This is a genomic window from Halomonas rhizosphaerae (assembly GCF_030012485.1).
Taxonomy (GTDB): Bacteria; Pseudomonadota; Gammaproteobacteria; order Pseudomonadales; family Halomonadaceae; genus Halomonas; species Halomonas rhizosphaerae.
In genome coordinates this window covers 135,399-152,688 of the sequence record NZ_JASCQQ010000003.1, presented here as the reverse complement: position 1 = coordinate 152,688, position 17,290 = coordinate 135,399, and the positions used below count along the sequence as shown (strand labels likewise).

At 68.1% G+C, this 17,290-nt stretch carries 14 protein-coding genes; 8 read left to right on the top strand and 6 right to left on the bottom strand.

Annotation, left to right across the window (positions count from 1 at the left end; all coding sequences use genetic code 11):
- The first annotated feature begins 7 nt into the window (after positions 1 to 7).
- A complete protein-coding gene (locus QLQ86_RS00885; protein ID WP_282815622.1) occupies positions 8 to 640 on the top strand; it encodes a 5-formyltetrahydrofolate cyclo-ligase in 633 nt (210 codons plus the stop codon).
- Between the two features lie 401 nt (positions 641 to 1,041).
- Here the strand turns inward: QLQ86_RS00885 and ilvA are convergent, their stop codons facing one another.
- A complete protein-coding gene (gene ilvA, locus QLQ86_RS00880) occupies positions 1,042 to 2,556 on the bottom strand; it encodes a threonine ammonia-lyase, biosynthetic (protein WP_282733893.1) in 1,515 nt (504 codons plus the stop codon).
- 155 nt (positions 2,557 to 2,711) lie between these two features.
- Here ilvA and rpiA point away from each other — a divergent pair, with 155 nt between their 5' ends.
- Positions 2,712 to 3,386 (top strand): ribose-5-phosphate isomerase RpiA, encoded by a 675-nt coding sequence (gene rpiA / locus QLQ86_RS00875; protein ID WP_282815621.1) that lies wholly within the window; start codon positions 2,712 to 2,714, stop codon positions 3,384 to 3,386.
- A gap of 22 nt (positions 3,387 to 3,408) precedes the next feature.
- Here the strand turns inward: rpiA and waaA are convergent, their stop codons facing one another.
- From waaA to QLQ86_RS00860, 3 genes are read right to left on the bottom strand one after another with little or no spacing between them, the layout of a single operon-like run.
- Complete coding sequence (waaA, locus tag QLQ86_RS00870) at positions 3,409 to 4,710, bottom strand: lipid IV(A) 3-deoxy-D-manno-octulosonic acid transferase (RefSeq protein WP_282733895.1); 1,302 nt, start codon at positions 4,708 to 4,710, stop codon at positions 3,409 to 3,411.
- Positions 4,710 to 6,140 (bottom strand): bifunctional D-glycero-beta-D-manno-heptose-7-phosphate kinase/D-glycero-beta-D-manno-heptose 1-phosphate adenylyltransferase HldE, encoded by a 1,431-nt coding sequence (hldE, locus tag QLQ86_RS00865; protein WP_282815620.1) that lies wholly within the window; start codon positions 6,138 to 6,140, stop codon positions 4,710 to 4,712. The genes waaA and hldE overlap by 1 nt, the downstream gene beginning before the upstream one ends.
- Positions 6,130 to 7,227 (bottom strand): glycosyltransferase family 9 protein, encoded by a 1,098-nt coding sequence (locus tag QLQ86_RS00860; RefSeq protein ID WP_282815619.1) that lies wholly within the window; start codon positions 7,225 to 7,227, stop codon positions 6,130 to 6,132. Before QLQ86_RS00860 ends, hldE begins: the two co-directional genes overlap by 11 nt.
- On the opposite strand from QLQ86_RS00860, the gene QLQ86_RS00855 reads away from it, so the two are divergent.
- The 4 genes from QLQ86_RS00855 to QLQ86_RS00840 all read left to right on the top strand — a co-directional run bounded on the left by QLQ86_RS00855 (position 7,226) and on the right by QLQ86_RS00840 (position 12,084).
- Positions 7,226 to 7,972: a 3-deoxy-D-manno-octulosonic acid kinase gene (locus QLQ86_RS00855; protein WP_282815618.1), complete on the top strand. Its 747-nt coding sequence runs from the start codon at positions 7,226 to 7,228 to the stop codon at positions 7,970 to 7,972. The two genes, QLQ86_RS00860 and QLQ86_RS00855, sit on opposite strands and share 2 nt — an antisense overlap.
- Before the next feature lie 368 nt (positions 7,973 to 8,340).
- On the top strand, positions 8,341 to 9,441 hold the full coding sequence (locus QLQ86_RS00850) for a glycosyltransferase family 9 protein (RefSeq protein WP_282815617.1): 1,101 nt from the start codon (positions 8,341 to 8,343) through the stop codon (positions 9,439 to 9,441).
- The gene (locus QLQ86_RS00845; protein ID WP_282815616.1) at positions 9,438 to 10,208 is read left to right on the top strand and encodes a glycosyltransferase family 2 protein; all 771 of its coding nucleotides are present in this window, start codon (positions 9,438 to 9,440) and stop codon (positions 10,206 to 10,208) included. The genes QLQ86_RS00850 and QLQ86_RS00845 overlap by 4 nt, the downstream gene beginning before the upstream one ends.
- A 199-nt stretch (positions 10,209 to 10,407) precedes the next feature.
- Entirely contained in the window at positions 10,408 to 12,084 is a 1,677-nt protein-coding gene (locus QLQ86_RS00840; RefSeq protein ID WP_282733901.1) for a sulfatase-like hydrolase/transferase, read from the top strand.
- On the opposite strand, the gene waaF is transcribed toward QLQ86_RS00840, so the two are convergent.
- On the bottom strand, positions 12,081 to 13,121 hold the full coding sequence (gene waaF / locus QLQ86_RS00835) for a lipopolysaccharide heptosyltransferase II (RefSeq protein WP_282733902.1): 1,041 nt from the start codon (positions 13,119 to 13,121) through the stop codon (positions 12,081 to 12,083). The genes QLQ86_RS00840 and waaF overlap by 4 nt on opposite strands.
- Entirely contained in the window at positions 13,114 to 14,070 is a 957-nt protein-coding gene (gene rfaD, locus QLQ86_RS00830) for an ADP-glyceromanno-heptose 6-epimerase (RefSeq protein ID WP_282733903.1), read from the bottom strand. Before rfaD ends, waaF begins: the two co-directional genes overlap by 8 nt.
- Positions 14,071 to 14,164: 94 nt before the next feature.
- Between rfaD and glyQ the strand changes: the two genes are divergently transcribed.
- Positions 14,165 to 15,112 (top strand): glycine--tRNA ligase subunit alpha, encoded by a 948-nt coding sequence (gene glyQ / locus QLQ86_RS00825; RefSeq protein ID WP_282815615.1) that lies wholly within the window; start codon positions 14,165 to 14,167, stop codon positions 15,110 to 15,112.
- Positions 15,112 to 17,178, top strand: coding sequence for a glycine--tRNA ligase subunit beta (gene glyS / locus QLQ86_RS00820; RefSeq protein ID WP_282733905.1), 2,067 nt, complete (start codon positions 15,112 to 15,114; stop codon positions 17,176 to 17,178). The genes glyQ and glyS overlap by 1 nt, the downstream gene beginning before the upstream one ends.
- Positions 17,179 to 17,290: the final 112 nt, after the last annotated feature.

Genomic DNA, 17,290 nt, shown 5'->3' with positions numbered 1-17,290 from the left:
ATCCGACATGACCCACATGCAGGATACCGCCGCCACCCCCCTGACCGACGACGCCCGTCGCCGGCTGAGACGCGAATTGCGCCTGCGCCGACGCGAACTGAGCGCCGAGGCTCGCCGTGACGCCGCAGAACGCCTCTGCCGACACCTCCGGAAACTGCCCGAGATCCAGCGCGCCCGTCGCCTGGCCCTCTATCTGCCCAATGACGGCGAGATCGATCCCACCCCACTGATTCCCTGGCTCGAGCGCCGCGGCACACGCGTCCACCTGCCGGTCCTCAAGCCGCTCTCCCGCAACCAGCTGTGGTTCGTGCACTACCATTCGGGGACGCCCATGGTGGCCAACCGCTTCGGCATCCCGGAGCCCGAGGCCCGCCACGGGGCGCATCGTGCGCGGCGCACCCCGGCCTGGGCCCTCGATGTGATCCTGCTGCCGCTGGTGGGCTTCGACGACCGAGGTCAGCGCATGGGCATGGGCGGCGGCTTCTACGACCGAAGCCTGGCCTTCACCCGCCGCCCGGGGCCGCGCCCTCGCCTGATCGGCCTGGCCCACGACTGCCAGCGTGTCGAGCGCCTCCCCGCCGCCCCCTGGGACGTGCCGCTGGACGCCATCGTCAGCGATGCCCGGGTGATACGCCCCTGAGGGACTCTGCCGCACGAACGACGAAGGCCGATGCAGATATGCATCGACCTTCGTCATCGGGCGATTCCGGCGCTCTCCACTCCGTTTGCGGGGGGATTCAGCCGCCCGCCAGCGCCTGGGCATAGCCGGTCGCCACGACCCCGATGCCGAAGACCAGCACCAGTGCCATGACCAGATCGGGCTTGCGCTTCATTGTCGACTCCGTGGGAGACAGGACCGCGAGGGTCGTTGTGGATGTTGTTGTGGGGTGACCGCGAGGCATGCGGCAACGACGTGACTATAGGGCCTGATGCCTCAGTATGACAACCAGCATACTTAGGGTGTTACATTTTTAAACACTCGGGAGATCCAGGCTGCAGAGTGAGTCAGCGCTCACTCGGCGTGTCGAGGATGGCCCGGCCTCAGGCCATGAAGAGCCGATAGGCCGGGTTGTCGCTCTCCTTCCAGTAGCGATAGCCGATATCATCGAAGTACTCCTCGACGTGGGTGCGATCTCCATTGGGGACCTGCATGCCCACCAGCACCCGGCCATAGGCGGCCCCGTGGTTGCGGTAGTGGAACAGCGAGATGTTCCAGTCGTGGGGCAGGTGGGTGAGGAAGTTCATCAGCGCCCCGGGCCGCTCCGGGAACTCGAAGCGGTAGACCTCCTCGTCGAAGCGCTCCTTCGGCCGGCCGCCCCCCAGGTGGCGGATATGCAGCTTGGCCAGCTCGTTGTCGGTGAGGTCCTCCACGGGATAGCCGGCCCCACGGAGCTTGTCGATCACCGCCTGGCGGTCCTCGCCGCCGGGCTTCACCTGGACGCCGACGAAGATGTGGGCCTTCTCCGGGTCCGCATAGCGGTAGTTGAACTCGGTGACCATCCGCTTGCCGATGGTGCGACAGAACTTCTTGAAACTGCCGGGCCTCTCGGGGATGGTCACGGCGAGGATCGCCTCGCGCTGCTCGCCCAGTTCGGTACGCTCGGCGATGTGCTGCAGGCGGTCGAAGTTGGTGTTGGCCCCGGAGTTGATGCAGACCAGCGTCTGGTGCTCGGCACCGGTCTGCTGGATGTACTTCTTGAGGCCCGCCAGCGAGAGCGCCCCGGAGGTCTCGGAGACCGCCCGGGTATCCTCGAAGATGTCCTTCACCGCGGCACACATCTCGTCGGTGTTGACGGTGATGACGTCGTCGATCAGGTCGCGCAGGATCGAGAAGGGCACCTCGCCGACCTGCGCCACGGCCACGCCCTCGGCGAAGACCCCGACCTGGTCCAGCACCACGCGCTCCCCGGCGGCCAGCGCCGCCTTGAGACAGGCGCTGTCCTCGGACTCCACCCCGATCACCTTGATCTCGGGCCGCAGGTACTTGATGTAGGCGGCCATGCCGGCGATCAGGCCGCCACCCCCTACCGGCACGAAGATGGCGTCGATCGGCCCGCCATGCTGGCGCAGGATCTCCACGGCGATGGTCCCCTGGCCGGCGATGACATCGATGTCGTCGAAGGGCGGGATGTAGGTGTAGCCGTGCTCGGCGATCAGCTCCTGGGCATGGGCCGCCGCCTCGGCGAAGGCATCCCCCTTGAGCACCACCTTGGCGCCCCGCGCCCGCACCGCCTGGACCTTGATCTCCGGCGTGATGCGGGGCATCACGATCACCGCCTTGACGCCCATCAGCTTGGCCGCCATCGCCAGCCCCTGGGCATGGTTGCCCGCCGAGGCGGCAATCACGCCCTGGGCCTTCTGCGCCTCGCTGAGCTGGGCCATCTTGTTGTAGGCGCCGCGGATCTTGAAGGAGTAGACCGGCTGCAGGTCCTCGCGCTTGATCAGGATCTGGTTGTTGAAACGGCGGGAGAGGAAGGGGGCCGGGGAGATCGGCGTTTCCCGGGCGGCTTCATAGACCCGGGCCTGGAGAATCTTCTTGACGGTAGCTTCGAGCATCCTGATATCCCAGAGGCGTGACGCGGGCGGCAGATCTTGCTGCGCTGCAGAGAACCCCTATTGGTAGCATTGCGGCGGCCATGGCGTCCAGCACCCGCCACCGGCATCGCCTATAATGGCGCGGCATTCGCCATCCACCCGACAGCGAGCACGACATGACCCAGGACGAACTCAAGGACGCCGTGGCGGCCGCGGCCATCGACGAGATCCGCCCCCGCCTCGAGCGCGACACCATCCTCGGCATCGGTACCGGCTCCACCGCGAACCGCTTCATCGACCGGCTGGCGGCCCTGCGCCATGACTTCCGCGGTGCCGTGGCCAGCTCCGAGGCCAGCGCCGAGCGCCTGCGTGGCCACGGTATCGAGGTCTTCGAGCTCAACGAGGCCGGCACCGTGCCCTTCTACATCGATGGCGCCGACGAAGTGAACGCTCACCTTCACATGATCAAGGGGGGCGGTGCGGCCTTGACACGAGAGAAGATCGTCGCCGCCTGTGCCGAACGCTTCATCTGCATCGCCGACGCCTCCAAGAGGGTCGAGCGGCTGGGGAACTTTCCGCTGCCGGTGGAGGTGATCCCCATGGCTCGCTCCTACGTGGCCCGGGAACTGGTCAGGCTGGGGGCGGATCCGGTCTATCGCCAGGGGGTGGTCACCGACAACGGCAACCAGATCATCGACTGCTTCGAGTTCATGATCGACGACCCGGTGGCCATGGAGGCACGGCTCAATGCCATCGTCGGCGTGGTCACCAACGGCCTTTTCGCGGCGCGCGGTGCCGATGTGCTGCTGCTGGGGACCGAGAAGGGCGTGGAGCGCCTGCTTCCCGCCTGACTCCTCATTCCGAAGTGAACGCTCACTCCGCCTGCATGAGCCCTTCCAGGCCCGCCAGGGTGCGCGCGAGGGCGCCCCGGTTGGCCGCGACCACGGCGCGGCCGGCCTCGGCGAGGCGGTGCCGCTCCTCCCGGTCGTCGAACAGGCGCAGCAGTTCCGCGGTGAGCGTCTCGGCGTCATCGACCTCCACCAGGGCCCCGGCGCCGCGCATTACCTCGGCCACGTCCTCGAAGTTGGCCAGCGCCGGCCCGGAAAGGACCGGCGTGCCCAGGGCGGCCGGCTCCAGCAGATTGTGCCCGCCGATAGGCACCAGGCTGCCACCGACGAAGGCCAGGTCGACCGCGCCATAGAACGTCAGCAACTCCCCCATGGAGTCACCCAGGTAGACCGCCGTGTCGTCCTGGGGCCACTCGTCGCGCGAGCGGCGCGCCAGCGTCAGGCCCTCCTGGCGGCACAGCGCGGCCACGGCGTCGAAGCGGCGGGGATGGCGGGGCACCAGGACCAGCAACGCATCGGGAAGCCGCTCGCGCAGGCGGGCATGGGCGGCCAGCACCTGCTCGTCCTCGCCGGGATGGGTGGAGCCGGCCACCCAGACCGGCCGGCTGCCGAGCCGGGTACGCAAGCGATCACTCACCTCCCGGGCCTCGCCGCCGGTGCCGATATCGAACTTCAGAGAGCCCACCACCGTGGTGCGTGCCGGCGCCATGCCCAGATCGGCGTAGCGCCGGGCATCGGCCTCGGACTTGGCCGCCAGCCAGGCCACATGGCTCAGGGCCTCCGCCATCAGGGGGCGCAGGCGGCAATAACCCCGCCAGGCGCGGGGCGAGAGGCGGCCGTTGACCACCGCCACCGGCACGCCCGACCGGTCGCAGGCAGCCAGCAGGTTGGGCCAGAGCTCGGTCTCGAAGAAGATGGCGAGTTCGGGGCGCAAGCGGGCGACGAAGCGGCGGGCCGCGCCGGGGAAATCCAGCGGCACGAAGTGATGGTTCACTTCGGCGACAGCTCCCGAATCCTGGCGGCTTCCTGCCAGCGCCAGCACCCGTTCCGCCCCGGTCGCGGTCATGGTGGTGATGACCAGGCGGTGACCGGGCCAGCGTTGCCGCAGCGCCTCGATCAAGGGTCGGGCGGCCTGCACCTCACCCACCGAGGCGCAGTGCAGCCAGAGGGTACGTTCCCCCTGGCCGACGGACGGGATAAGGCCCAGCCGCTCGCTGCGCGGCCGCCCGGGCAGCTGCTCGCGCCAGACGCGTCGCCAGATCAGCGGCGCGAGCAGATAGAGGACCGCCGCATAGCCCCGACGGATCCAGGGGCGAGACACCGACATCATGTCTCGCGGTCGAGGATGGTGGAGATCATCGCCGTGGTGGAGACGCCATCCTCGAAGCCCAGCACCCTGACCTCGCCGCCCGCCTCGCGGACGGCCGCGCCGCCGGCGATCTCCTCGGGACGATAGTCACCGCCCTTGACCAGCACGTCGGGCAGCACCGCCTCGATCAGCCGCTGAGGGGTGTCCTCGCCGAAGGGCACCACCCAGTCGACGGCGCCCAGGCCGGCCAGCACCTGCATGCGCCGCGCCAGGGGATTGATGGGACGCTTGGGGCCCTTGAGGCGGCCGATGGAGGCATCGTCGTTGACTGCCACCACCAGCCGGTCGCCGAGGCGGCGGGCCTGCTCCAGGTAGGCGACGTGGCCGGCATGCAGGATGTCGAAGCAGCCATTGGTCATCACCACCCGCTCGCCGCGGGCCTGGGCGGCACGCACCGCCTCGATCAGCGCCGGCTCCTCGATCACCCCGAACTCGGCCAGCTTGTCGCCGTGCAGGGCGGTATAGAGCTCGGCAATGGAGAGGGTCGCGGTGCCGGGCTTGGCCACCACCAGGCCGGCGGCCAGGTTGGCCAGGGTCATCGCCTCGGCGAAGCCGTGCCCGGCCGCCAGCGCCAGGCCGAGCACGCCGATCACGGTATCGCCCGCCCCGGTGACATCGAAGACCTCGCGGGCCCGGGTAGGCAGGTTCAGCGGCTCGTGTCCCTCGCGAATCAGTGTCATCCCCTTCTCGCTGCGGGTGATCAGCAGCGCCTCCAGCTCCAGCTCAGCGCGCAGCGCTTCGCCCCTGGCGGCGAGCTCGGCGTCGTCCCGGCAGTGGCCGACCACGGTCTCGAACTCGCCCAGATTGGGAGTGATCACGCTGGCCCCGCGGTAGCGGCTGAAGTCGCTGCCCTTGGGGTCCACCAGCACCCGCTTGCCGGCGGCCTTGACCAGCCGGATCAGTGCCTCGACCTGGTTCAGGGTTCCCTTGCCGTAGTCGGAGAGAATCACCAGGTCGCAGTCGGGCAGGGCCGCCTCGACCCGTGCCAGCAACCCGGTGGTGTCGACGTCGCCGAGGCCCTCCTCGAAGTCCAGGCGGATCAGCTGCTGGTTGCGGCTCATCACCCTCAGCTTGGTGATGGTGGGGATACCCGGGCTGCGGTCGAAGTGAGTGCTCACTCCAGCATCCTCCAGCCGGGTGGCCAGCCGGTCGGCATTGTCGTCGTCGCCCACCAGGCCGGCCAGGGCGGCATGGGCGCCTAGCGACGCGATGTTGAGGGCCACGTTGGCGGCCCCCCCGGGGCGGTCCTCGGACTCGTCGACCCGCACCACCGGTACCGGCGCCTCCGGGGAGATGCGCGAGGTGCCGCCATGCCAGTAGCGATCGAGCATGACATCGCCCACCACCAGCAGGCGGGAGCGCTCCAGGGCGGTCAGGTCAAGCTTCATCGGGGAACTCCGTGTCCTTTGGGGTCTCGGGGGAGGCCAGCACTGCCTCGAGGCGGTCGATCACGTCCTCGGCACGAATCAACGACATGGCATCGGGGTGACGGACCCGCTGGCCCCAGGAGAGTTCTGCTGGCTCCTTGTGCAGGAAGGCGCGAGCGGCGTCCGCATAGCGGTCGACCACGAAGTCGCGCCACAGGTAGGGGCCGGCCCGGTCGGGGTTGGTGGTGGCGTAGAGCCCGACCACCGGGGCGCCCAGAGCATTGGCCATGTGCACCGGGCCCGAGTCCGGGGCGATCACCGCCCGGCTCTTCCGGATCAGTGCCAGCAGGCCCTTGAGCGAGGTCTCGCCGATGACGTCGATCACCACCCCACCGGGACAGAGGGCCTGGATGCGCTCGCCGAGCTGGCGCTCCTGGGTGCTGCCACCGCCGGTGAGCACCGTCTTCAGGCCATGCTGGCGCCAGGCATGCTCGATCACCGCCGCGTATCCCTCGGCGGACCAGTTGCGGAAGTTGCGCAGGCGCGGGTTGGCGCACGGGCTGATCAGCAGGTAGGGCGACTCTCCGATAATCTGCCGCGCCTCCTCGACGGCCGCTCCGGGCACCGGCAGGTCCCAGGCCAGCGAGAGGTCCTCGACGCCCAGCAGGCGCGCGAAGTCGAGGTACGACTCCAGCACATGGGCCCGGGGATGGGGCGCCAGGTGGCGCTGGGTGAACCAGTGCTGGGCATCCTTGGCCCGGGCCTTGTCGTAGCCCACCCGCACGTCGGCCTTGAGCCCCAGGGAGAGCACACTGGCCCGCAGCGCCTGCTGCATGTGCAGCAGCAGGTCGAAGCGGGTATCGGCCAGTTCGCGCCACAGGGCGCGCATGCCGGCAAGTCCCGTCGCCTTGTCATAGACGACGAACTCGACCCCGGAGAGGCCCGCCAGTAGACTGTGCTCGCCCTTGCCGATGATCCAGGTGAGCCTCGCCTCGGGCCACTGGCGCTGCAGGGCACGCACCGTCGGCACCAGGTTACAGACATCGCCCAGGGCGGAGAGCCGCAGTACGCAGATATGCTGGGGTCGGGCGGGCAGAGGATGCTTCATGCGGTTGGCAACGTATCGAGCGGGAAAGATTTTCATTCTATATGATGCGGACAGTTTATGTGACGCCGGCCGGGCGCCACAAACGGTGCCGCCCATTCCCCCATGCGCCTTCGATCCCGCCTGCTGGCGAGACGCCGGTCGGGTCATCGGCGAGGCCCCCGGTCGCGGTGCCAGCCTCTTCCTGGATGCCAGCCCCTTCGAGGAAGGCGCCCAGTGGGTGCTAAGACCCTATCGCCGCGGCGGCCTCATCGCCCGGCTCAGCGACAACTACTACCTGTGGACCGGCCTGGAGCGGACCCGCGCCTTTCGCGAGTGTCGCCTGACCGCCGGCCTGCATGCGCGCGGCCTGCCCGTCCCTCGCCCGGTCGCCGCTCGTGTGACCCGCCATGGCCTCACCTATGAAGCCGCCCTGATCACCGAGCGCGTCCCCGGTGCCCGCGCCCTGGCAGACCTCCTGCAGCGGGACGATGCCGATACCGCGTTGCTGGCACGCGTCGGCACCACCATCCGGCGCTTCCATGATACCGGCCTGGATCACGTGGACCTCAACGCCCGCAACCTGCTGGTCGATCCGCAGGGCAAGGTGTGGCTGATCGACCTCGACCGCTGCCGGCTGCGGCCCGAGGGCGCCTGGCAGGCCGACAACCTGGCGCGTCTCGAACGCTCGCTGGCGAAGTTCGGCGCTTCCAAGGCCATGGCGGCCATCCGTGGGGGCTATGACGCTCCCGTGCCGGCGTCGGCATAAGCCTCCACCAGCCCCTGCACATGGACGCTCAGGGCGAAGTGAGCATTCACCTTCTTGGCGAGCCGCCGGACCCAGGCATTTCCTCAGCGTGGCGTCGCCCGCCAGTTCTCCCAGGGCGTCACGCCAGGCCAGGGGATCATCGGGGCGGCGAAGCGGCCAGTCTCGCCATGGATGGCAAGACTGGCGGCAACCCGTGAACCCGCCAGCGCCAGGCCGTGGGGCCTCCTCCCCCCCCTGTCGCCTAAGCTCGGGTATAATCCGCGACGAATACATTTCCAGTCCGCCCCAGCCGTTCGAGAGACAGATATGCATGACCTTTCGTGACAAGGAGATCTCCTTTGCGGTGACGGGGCTCGGGAGCCCGGATGATGACACCTGGTCCTGCCGGCGGTGACGGTAACCGCCCTCGCCTGCTGGTGGTTCGCAACGACAAGCTCGGGGATTTCATGCTCGCCTGGCCGGCACTTGCCTGCCTCAAGGCCCTCGGCGCGGCGCCCCATGTCAGCGTGCTGGTTCCCGCCTACACCGCGCCGCTGGCCAGGCAGTGTCCCTGGATCGACGAGGTGCTGATCGACCCGGGTGGCGCAGGCGGCCGAGCGGGGCGCCGGGCGCTGCTCCAGCGCCTGCGCGAGGCGCGCTTCGATGCCCTTTTGACGCTCTTCTCCACCCCGCGCATCGGCTGGCTGGGCTGGCGAGCCGGCATTCCCCTGCGCCTGGCCCCGGCCACCAAGTGGGCCCAGCTATTCTACAACCGACGCATCGTGCAGCGCAGGTCCCGCTCCGAGAAGCCGGAGTACCTCTACAACATGGAACTGGCCGAGGCCCTGCTGGGGGAGCTCGGTCTCGCGCTGCCGGCACGCCCCGAGCCGCCCTACTGGCCGCTTCCCGAGGGGACCCGCGAGGCGCAGCGGGAGCGCATTGCCGATGAGCTGGGCCTTGACAGCTCGCGCCCCTGGCTCTTCCTGCATCCCGGCAGCGGCGGATCGGCCGTGAACCTCTCCCTCGAGCGCTATGCCGCCCTGGTGCTGGGCGTGGAGGCGCGGCTGGCCGAGGCGAGTCGTCCCGCCCCGGCCTGGGTGCTGACCGCCGGCCCCGGCGAGGAGGCCGCGGCCGACCGACTCCGGAGGCGACTCCTCGGCGAAGGCGTGACGGCAGGCCTGCTGCCGCCCCGCCGTGGTCTCGATGACTTCGCCCTCAGCCTGTCGGCTACCGACCTGTTCATCGCCGGCTCCACCGGTCCCCTGCACATCGCCGGCTGCCTGGATCGCCCCACCGCGGGCTTTTATCCGTCCCGCCGCTCTGCCACCCCACTGCGCTGGCAGACCTGCAATGCCGAGGCCCACCGACTGGCCTTCTGCCCGCCCCCCGGAGCCGGCGAGCGCGACATGGACAGCATCGACCTGGAGGCCGCAGCGAGCCGGATCGCCGACCACCTTCGCCACTTCCCGACCAGCGAGACGACCCCATGATGCCGATCACCGGAATCATCATCACCCTCGATGAGGCGGAGAACATCTCCGACTGCATCGCCTCGCTGCGCCCCGTCTGTGACGAGATCATCGTCGTGGATTCGGGCAGCCGGGACGACACCGTTGAGATCGCCGAGCGCGAGGGGGCCTCTGTCATCTATCAGCCCTACCTCGGTGACGGCCCCCAGAAGGCCTTTGCCGTGCCCCGGGCGCGCAACGACTGGATCCTAGCCCTGGATGCCGACGAACGACTCGAGGAGGATGCCGTGGCCGCCATCCGGTCACTGCCACTGGAGGATCCCGACAAGGCGTATCGCTTCAACCGCCGCAATTTTGCCGGCCAACACTGGATCAAGGCAGCCGGCTTCTATCCGGACCCGGTGACGCGACTCTACAACCGCACTACTTCGGGTTACCTGCCAAAGAAGGCCCACTCCTCCGTTCAGGCACCGCAGGTCCTCGATACGAAGGGCCATATCCGGCATTTCACCTACCGGGACCTCTCCCACTGGGTCATCCGCATCGATCAGCTCTCGAGCCGGGATGCCTGGGCAATGAAGCAGCGGGGGAAGAAGCCTTCCCGCTGCCGCCCAACCTGGCATGCACTGAGTGCCCTGTTGAGGAAACTGATCCTCAAGGGAGGCCTGTTCCAGGGCGCCGACGGGATGACGGTGGCCGTGACCACCGCGTTTCATGCCTACATGAAGTATGCCAAGCTCAACGAGCTCTATGAGAAGGAGCGTTCCGATCATTCGGGGCAGGCCTGATCTCCTGGATGCTGCGCTACTACCGGCCTGGTCGCGAAGCGCCGAACTCACGGTGCCGTTCCACCAGTCGGTGGAACGGGGGGGATGTGGCAGGCTGGGTAGCCACCGCGACGGTAGGACGCCTCTCCAGGACTCATTGGTACTTTCGCTTCCTGTCCCTTGGTAAGCTGTAGGGGAATTCTCCTCAGTGTTTCCCACCATGCCCAGCCGTTTCCTGCCGCCCCCGCTTCGCCAGCCCCGCTGGTGGGCCCTGATCGTCATCGGGTTGTGGCTGGGGTTTGCCGTGGCCGCGCTGCCCCGCATTCCGCTCTGGAGCATGGTCCCGATCACCGTGGGGTGGCTGCTGGTGGCCCGCTGGTGGCGCTGGGGCGCGCCATCACACCCTCGCCCCGTGCGCAGGATCTGGCCCTGGTCGCTGTTCCCGATCGCCCTGTGGGGGCTCTACGTCTACCTGGCCAACAGTTTCGGCATGGTCGATCTCGGGGCGGTATTCTTTCACCTCCAGGCCGGCATGGAAGAGCATGGCGGCGGTGATCGCATCGGCGCTGCCCTGCTCTATACCCTCAGCATGCTGCTGTTGCTGGCCTCCTTCACCTGGCTGGTGCGGGTCGACCATCGCTGGCGACTGGCGGAGCGCCTGCTGGCCCTGGCCCTGCTGGTAGGCAACCCCATGCTCTATGGCATCGGCCAACGCGGCGCCGCCATCGTCACCGAGGATGGCGCCTGGCTGGAGCGCCAGTACGTCGAGCCGGTCATCCTCGAGGCACCTCGCGACCCGCCCAACCTGCTGCTGCTCTACCTGGAGAGCATCGAGCGCACCTACGCCGACCGGGAACGCTTCGGGGATGCCTATGCCCACCTGGAGACCCTGGGGGAGAAGGCCGTGGTCTTCGAGGGGGTCCGCCAGGTCGACAACACCGGCTGGACCATGGCCGGCATGATTGCCAGCCAGTGCGGCACGCCACTGATGCCGGCCGGCCTGCTGCATGACAGCCAGTTCGAGCCCCTCGGCAAGGTAGTGCCGGGCGTCGACTGCCTGGGCGACCTGCTCGCCGCCCATGGCTATAAGCTGTCCTACATGGGCGGGGCCAGCACCCGCTTCGCCGGCAAGGGGGTCTTCTACCGGGACCACGGCTTCGACAGGATACTGGGACGGGAAGAGCTGGAGCCACGGCTCGAGGAGCCCGACTACGTGAACAGCTGGGGCCTGTATGACGATACGCTCTATGACCTCACCGTCGAGGAGATCCGCCGGCTGGAACGGCAGGACGCCCCCTGGGGACTGGTCAACCTGAGCATCACCGGCCATGCCCCCAATGGCTATCCGGCTCGCGACTGCCGGGAGCGTCAGGGCGAGTTCGACGGCGTGGACATCCTCTATTCGGTGGAATGCTCGGCCTGGCTGGCGCGCCGGCTGGTCGAGCGACTCGAGGATGAAGGCCTGCTGGAGAACACCCTGGTGGTGGTCGCCAGTGACCACCTGACCATGCGCGTCTCTGCCTGGGAGCAGCTGGTCGCCGGCAAGCGAGACAATACCTTCATGCTGCTGGGGGATCAGCTCGAGCCGCGCCGGCTCAAGGTCGAGGCATCGACCATGGATGTCCTGCCCACGGTGCTCGAGGCCATGGGGTTCGTCATCGACTGGCATCGTGCGGGACTGGGCGTGTCGCTGCTCTCCGGTGAACCGACCCTGATCGAGGAGCACGGGCTGGACACCCTCAATACCCATCTGCGCGAGGAGACGGCCCTCCAGGAGCGCCTGTGGGAAGGCCTGGCGCCGCCGCAAGCCCCGCCACCCCCTCCCGAACCGGTCGTCGAGCAGGTCGTCGAGACCCCCGAGGACCAGACACCAGAGGCACCCGAGGAACTGCCCTAGCCGGCGGTCGCCAGCATCGCCTGCAGGACCCGTTCGGGCTTGAGCTGCTTCAGGCAGTTGGTGTGCCCCAGCGGGCAGGTGCGCCGGAAGCAGGGCGAGCAGTCGAGGGCGAGGTAGTGCACCTCGGCATTCTCGGTCAACGGCGGCGTATAGGCAGGCGATGACGAACCATAGATGGCCTGCACCCGGGTCCCTACCGCGGCCGCCACATGCATCAGCCCGGAGTCGTTGGTCACGACCTGCTGGCAGTCACCGAGCAGGTCGACGGCATCCGCCAGCCGCGTCCTTCCACAGAGGTTGTGGGTGTGGGGCAGCGCATCGGCGATCACCTCGCCGGCATCCACGTCCTTGGGGCCTCCCAGCACGCGCACCTCGAATCCCTCCACCACCAGTGATCTCGCCAGTTCCCGAAAATACGCGAGCGGCCACTGCTTGGCGGGACCATATTCTGCCCCCGGCATCATGCCGATGGCAGGGCGCGACGAGAGTCCCAGGTCGACGCGGCGCTCCACCAGGTTCTCGGTGTCCAGGCGCAGCCGGGGCCGGGGAATGGGGAAGTCGCCCCGAGCCGCTTCCTCCACCGGCAGGCCCAGGGCCACGAAGCGCTTCACGGTCTGGTCCAGCACCGCCTTGTCGAGCCGCCGGCGGTCATTGAGCAGCCAGAGGCGCTGTTCGCCGGTAAAGCCGGTACGCAGGGGGATACGCGCCAGGAAGGGCACCAGCGCCGACTTCCAGGAGCGTGGCAGGACGATGGCATGGTCGAAGCGTCCTTGCAGGGAACGGGCAAGCCGCCGCCGTGTGGCCAGGCCGAACTGCCCATGCCCTACCTCGAGGCTGGCCACCTCGTCGACCTCGTCCATCCGCTCGAGGATCGGCCGTGACCAGGCAGGGGCCACCACGGTGATCCGGCTGCCCGGCTGCCTCGCCTTCAGGGTCTTGAAGAGGCTCTGCGCCATGACCATGTCGCCGACCCAGGAAGGCCCCACCACCAGGATGCGTGGCTTCCATGAGGCCGGTATCTGCCGGGCCTCAGCCATTCAGCCACTCCAGGTAGTCGCGTACCCCCTGGGCCACGGTACGGAACTCGCGATCGTAGCCGGCCTCGCGCAGGCGGCTGATGTCGGCGCGCGTATAGCTCTGGTAGCGGCCCTTCAGCTCCTCGGGAAAATCGATGTACTCGATCCTGCCGCGGCCATAGTAGTCGACCACGGTCTCGCCGATGGCCTTGAAGGGCTCGGCGCGGCCGGTGCCCAGATTGAAGATGCCGGAGGCCTCGGGGTGATCCAGGAACCAGAGGTTGACGTCCACCACGTCGCCCACATAGATGAAGTCGCGGCTCTGCATGCCGGCCTCATAGCCATCCCAGGCACCGAAGAGCTTCACGTTCTGGCCGGCGCTGATCTGGGTATGGTGATGGTAGGCGACGCTGGCCATCTTGCCCTTGTGCTGTTCCCGGGGCCCGTAGACGTTGAAGTAGCGGAAACCCACCACCTGGCTGGTGAAGTCGTCGTGGCGAGCACGCACGTACTGGTCGAACAGCAGCTTGGAGTAGCCGTAGACGTTGAGCGGCTTCTCGTGCTCGGGGGCCTCGAAGAACACCTCGCTGCCCCCGTAGGTGGCCGCCGAGGAGGCGTAGAGGAAAGGGATGCCCTCGCGCTGGCAGAAGTGAAGCAGCACCTTGGAGTACTCGAAGTTGTTCTCGAGCATGAAGCGTCCGTCCCACTCGGTGGTGTCCGAGCAGGCGCCCTCGTGGAAAATGGCCTCGATGGGCGGCAGGTGTGACGCCTCGCCATTCATCGCCGCCGTCACCCGGGCGAGGAAGTCCTCCTTGTCCAGGTAGTCGCCGAGGGTGCAGTCGGCCAGGTTCACGAACTTGGTACCGTCGCTGAGGTCGTCGACCACCAGCACATCGTCACGGCCGCGGGCATTGAGTGCCTTGACCAGATTCGAGCCGATGAAGCCGGCCCCGCCTGTCACTACGATCATGGGAATCCTCTCGTCTCCGGGCCTGCGCCTATAACCGATCTTCCGGTGATTGTATACTTGACGGCTCGTGAATTCATGGCCAACGGTGCTTCCAATGACACAGTCGACGCCAGACGTGACAACCTTCCAGGGCCTGATCCTCGCCCTGCAGCAGTACTGGGCCGACCAGGGCTGCGTGATCCTCCAGCCCCTGGACATGGAGGTGGGCGCCGGCACCTTCCACACCGCCACCTTCCTGCGCTCCATCGGCCCCGAGACCTGGAACGCGGCCTACGTGCAGCCTTCCCGACGCCCCACCGATGGCCGCTACGGCGAGAACCCCAACCGCCTGCAGCACTACTACCAGTTCCAGGTGGTGATGAAACCCTCCCCCGCCGACCTGCAGGAGCGCTACCTGGGGTCCCTGAAGCACCTGGGGCTCGACCCGCTGGTCCATGACATCCGCTTCGTCGAGGACAACTGGGAGTCGCCCACCCTCGGCGCCTGGGGCCTGGGCTGGGAGGTCTGGCTCAACGGCATGGAGGTGACCCAGTTCACCTACTTCCAGCAGGCCGGGGGCCTGGAGTGCTACCCGGTCACCGGCGAGCTCACCTACGGCCTGGAGCGGATCGCCATGTACCTGCAGGATGTCGACAGCGTCTACGACCTGGTCTGGACGGTGGCACCGGATGGCAGCCGCGTCACCTATGGCGACGTCTACCTGCAGAACGAACGCGAGCAGTCGGCCTACAACTTCGAGCACGCCGACGTTGACTTCCTCTTTGCCTCCTTCGACCACCAGGAGCGCGAGTGCACCAAGCTGCTGGCGGCCGGCCTGCCACTGCCCGCCTACGAACAGGTGCTCAAGGCATCGCACACCTTCAACCTGCTGGATGCCCGCCACGCCATCTCGGTGACCGAACGCCAGCGCTACATCCTGCGCGTGCGCACCATGGCCCGCGACGTGGCCCAGGCCTACTTTGACTCGCGCAAGGCCGCCGGCTTCCCGCTGGCCCCCGAAGCCTTGCGCCGCGAACTGCTTGCCGAACAGGGAGACGCTTGATGGCTGCCAATACCCTACTGGTCGAACTGGGCGTCGAGGAGCTGCCACCGGGCGCCATCGATGACCTCTCCGACGCCCTTGCCGAGGGCCTCCGCCGGGGTCTCGTCGAGGCCGACATCGACTTCGGCGAGGTCCTCGCCCATGGCGGCCCGCGACGCCTGGCCGTCCAAGTGCGCGAGCTGGCCGACAAGCAGCCCGACCGCGAGGTCGAGCGTCGTGGTCCCGCCCTGGCCGCCGCCTTCAAGGAAGGCCAACCGACACGCGCCGCCGAGGGCTTCGCGCGCTCCTGCGGCGTCGGCGTGGATGACCTGATCCACCTGGAGACCGACAAGGGCACCTGGCTGGGGTATCGCGAGCAGCAGCAGGGCGAGGCCACCACGGCCCTGCTCCCCGCCATCGTCGAACAGGCCATCGGCGCCCTGCCGGTGCCCAAGAACATGCGCTGGGGCGCCTCGCGGGTGGAGTTCTCCCGTCCCGTCCACTGGCTTGTCATGCTCTATGGCAACGAGGTCGTCGAGGCAAGCGCCCTGGGCCTGCAGGCAGGACGCGCCACCCGCGGCCACCGTTTCCATGCGCCGGCACCCATCGAGCTGGCCCACGCCGACGACTACCTCGGCGCCCTGGAACAGGCCTGGGTGCTGGCCGACCGCGACAAGCGACGCGAGCGCATCCGCGAGCAGGTGCTGGCCGAGGCCGAGGTCCAGGACGCCACGGCGGTGATCGACGAGGAACTGCTCGTCGAGGTGAGCGGCCTGGTGGAGTGGCCCGTGGCCCTGACCGGCAGCTTCGATGCGCGCTTCCTCGAGGTGCCCGCCGAGTGCCTGATCTCGTCCATGAAGGCCAACCAGAAGTACTTCCACCTACTCGACCAGGAGGGCCACCTCAAGCCGCTGTTCATCACTATCGCCAACATCGACAGCCACGAACCGGAGCAGGTGATCCAAGGCAACGAGAAGGTGATCCGCCCCCGCCTGGCCGATGCCGCCTTCTTCTACGACACCGACCGCCGGCGAACGCTGGCCGACCGGGCCCCAGAACTGGCCGGCGTGGTGTTCCAGAAGAAGCTCGGCAGCCTGGCCGACAAGGCCCATCGCAGCGCCGCCGTGGCGGCCTTCATCGCCGGCCGCATCGACGGTGACGTGGCCCAGGCACGTCGCGCCGCGGAGCTCGGCAAGTGCGACCTGGTCACCGAGATGGTCCTCGAGTTCCCGGAACTCCAGGGCATCATGGGCCGCTACTATGCCGTGAACGACGGCGAGGCTGCCGAGGTGGCCCAGGCCCTCGAGGAGCAGTACCTGCCCCGCTTCGCCAGCGATGCGATCCCCCAGACCCGCACCGGCCTGGCACTGGCACTGGCCGATCGCCTCGACACCCTGACCGGCATCTTCGGTATCGGCCAGCGCCCCAGCGGCACCAAGGATCCCTTCGCCCTGCGCCGCGCCGCCATCGGCGTGATCAACATCCTGGTCAAGGGCAAGCTTGCCCTCGACCTGAGGGAGTTGCTGGAACTGGCCGCGGCGCAGCACCAGGAGCTACCTTACGCCGAAGGGCTGGTGGATGAGGTGCTCACCTACATGCTCGACCGCTTCCGCGCCTGGGCACGCGACGAGGGCATCGATACCGAGGTCTACCTCGCCGTGCGGGCCCGCCCGGTGACCCAGCCCCTCGACTTCGCGCGCCGCCTGCGCGCCGTCCAGGGCTTCTCTCGCCGCGAGGAAGCCGCGGCCCTGGCCGCCGCCAACAAGCGCGTCTCCAACATCCTCAGCAAGCAACAGCACGATGGCACCACCGAGGTAGAAGCCGGTCTCCTCCAGGAAGCCGCCGAGAAGGCGCTCTACGAGGCCCTGGCATCGAGCCGCCGGGCGGTAATGCCGCTCTTCGCCGAGGCTCGCTACAGCGAGGCACTGGACGTCCTGGCCGGCCTGCGCGCACCGGTTGACACCTTCTTCGACCAGGTCATGGTCATGGCCGAGGATCCGGCCGTGCGCCGCAACCGCCTGGCCCTGCTCGCCGGCCTTCAGGCCCTCTTCCTGGAGGTGGCGGATATCGCCCTGCTCCAGCAGTAACGCGAGTTTGAGGTGACAGCGAGGCCGGCGAGCAATCGCCGGCCTTTTTCATGCCTGATATTTGCTGTTCCACGTGAAACACCCCAACGAGACCAGCAGGAGCAGATGGACG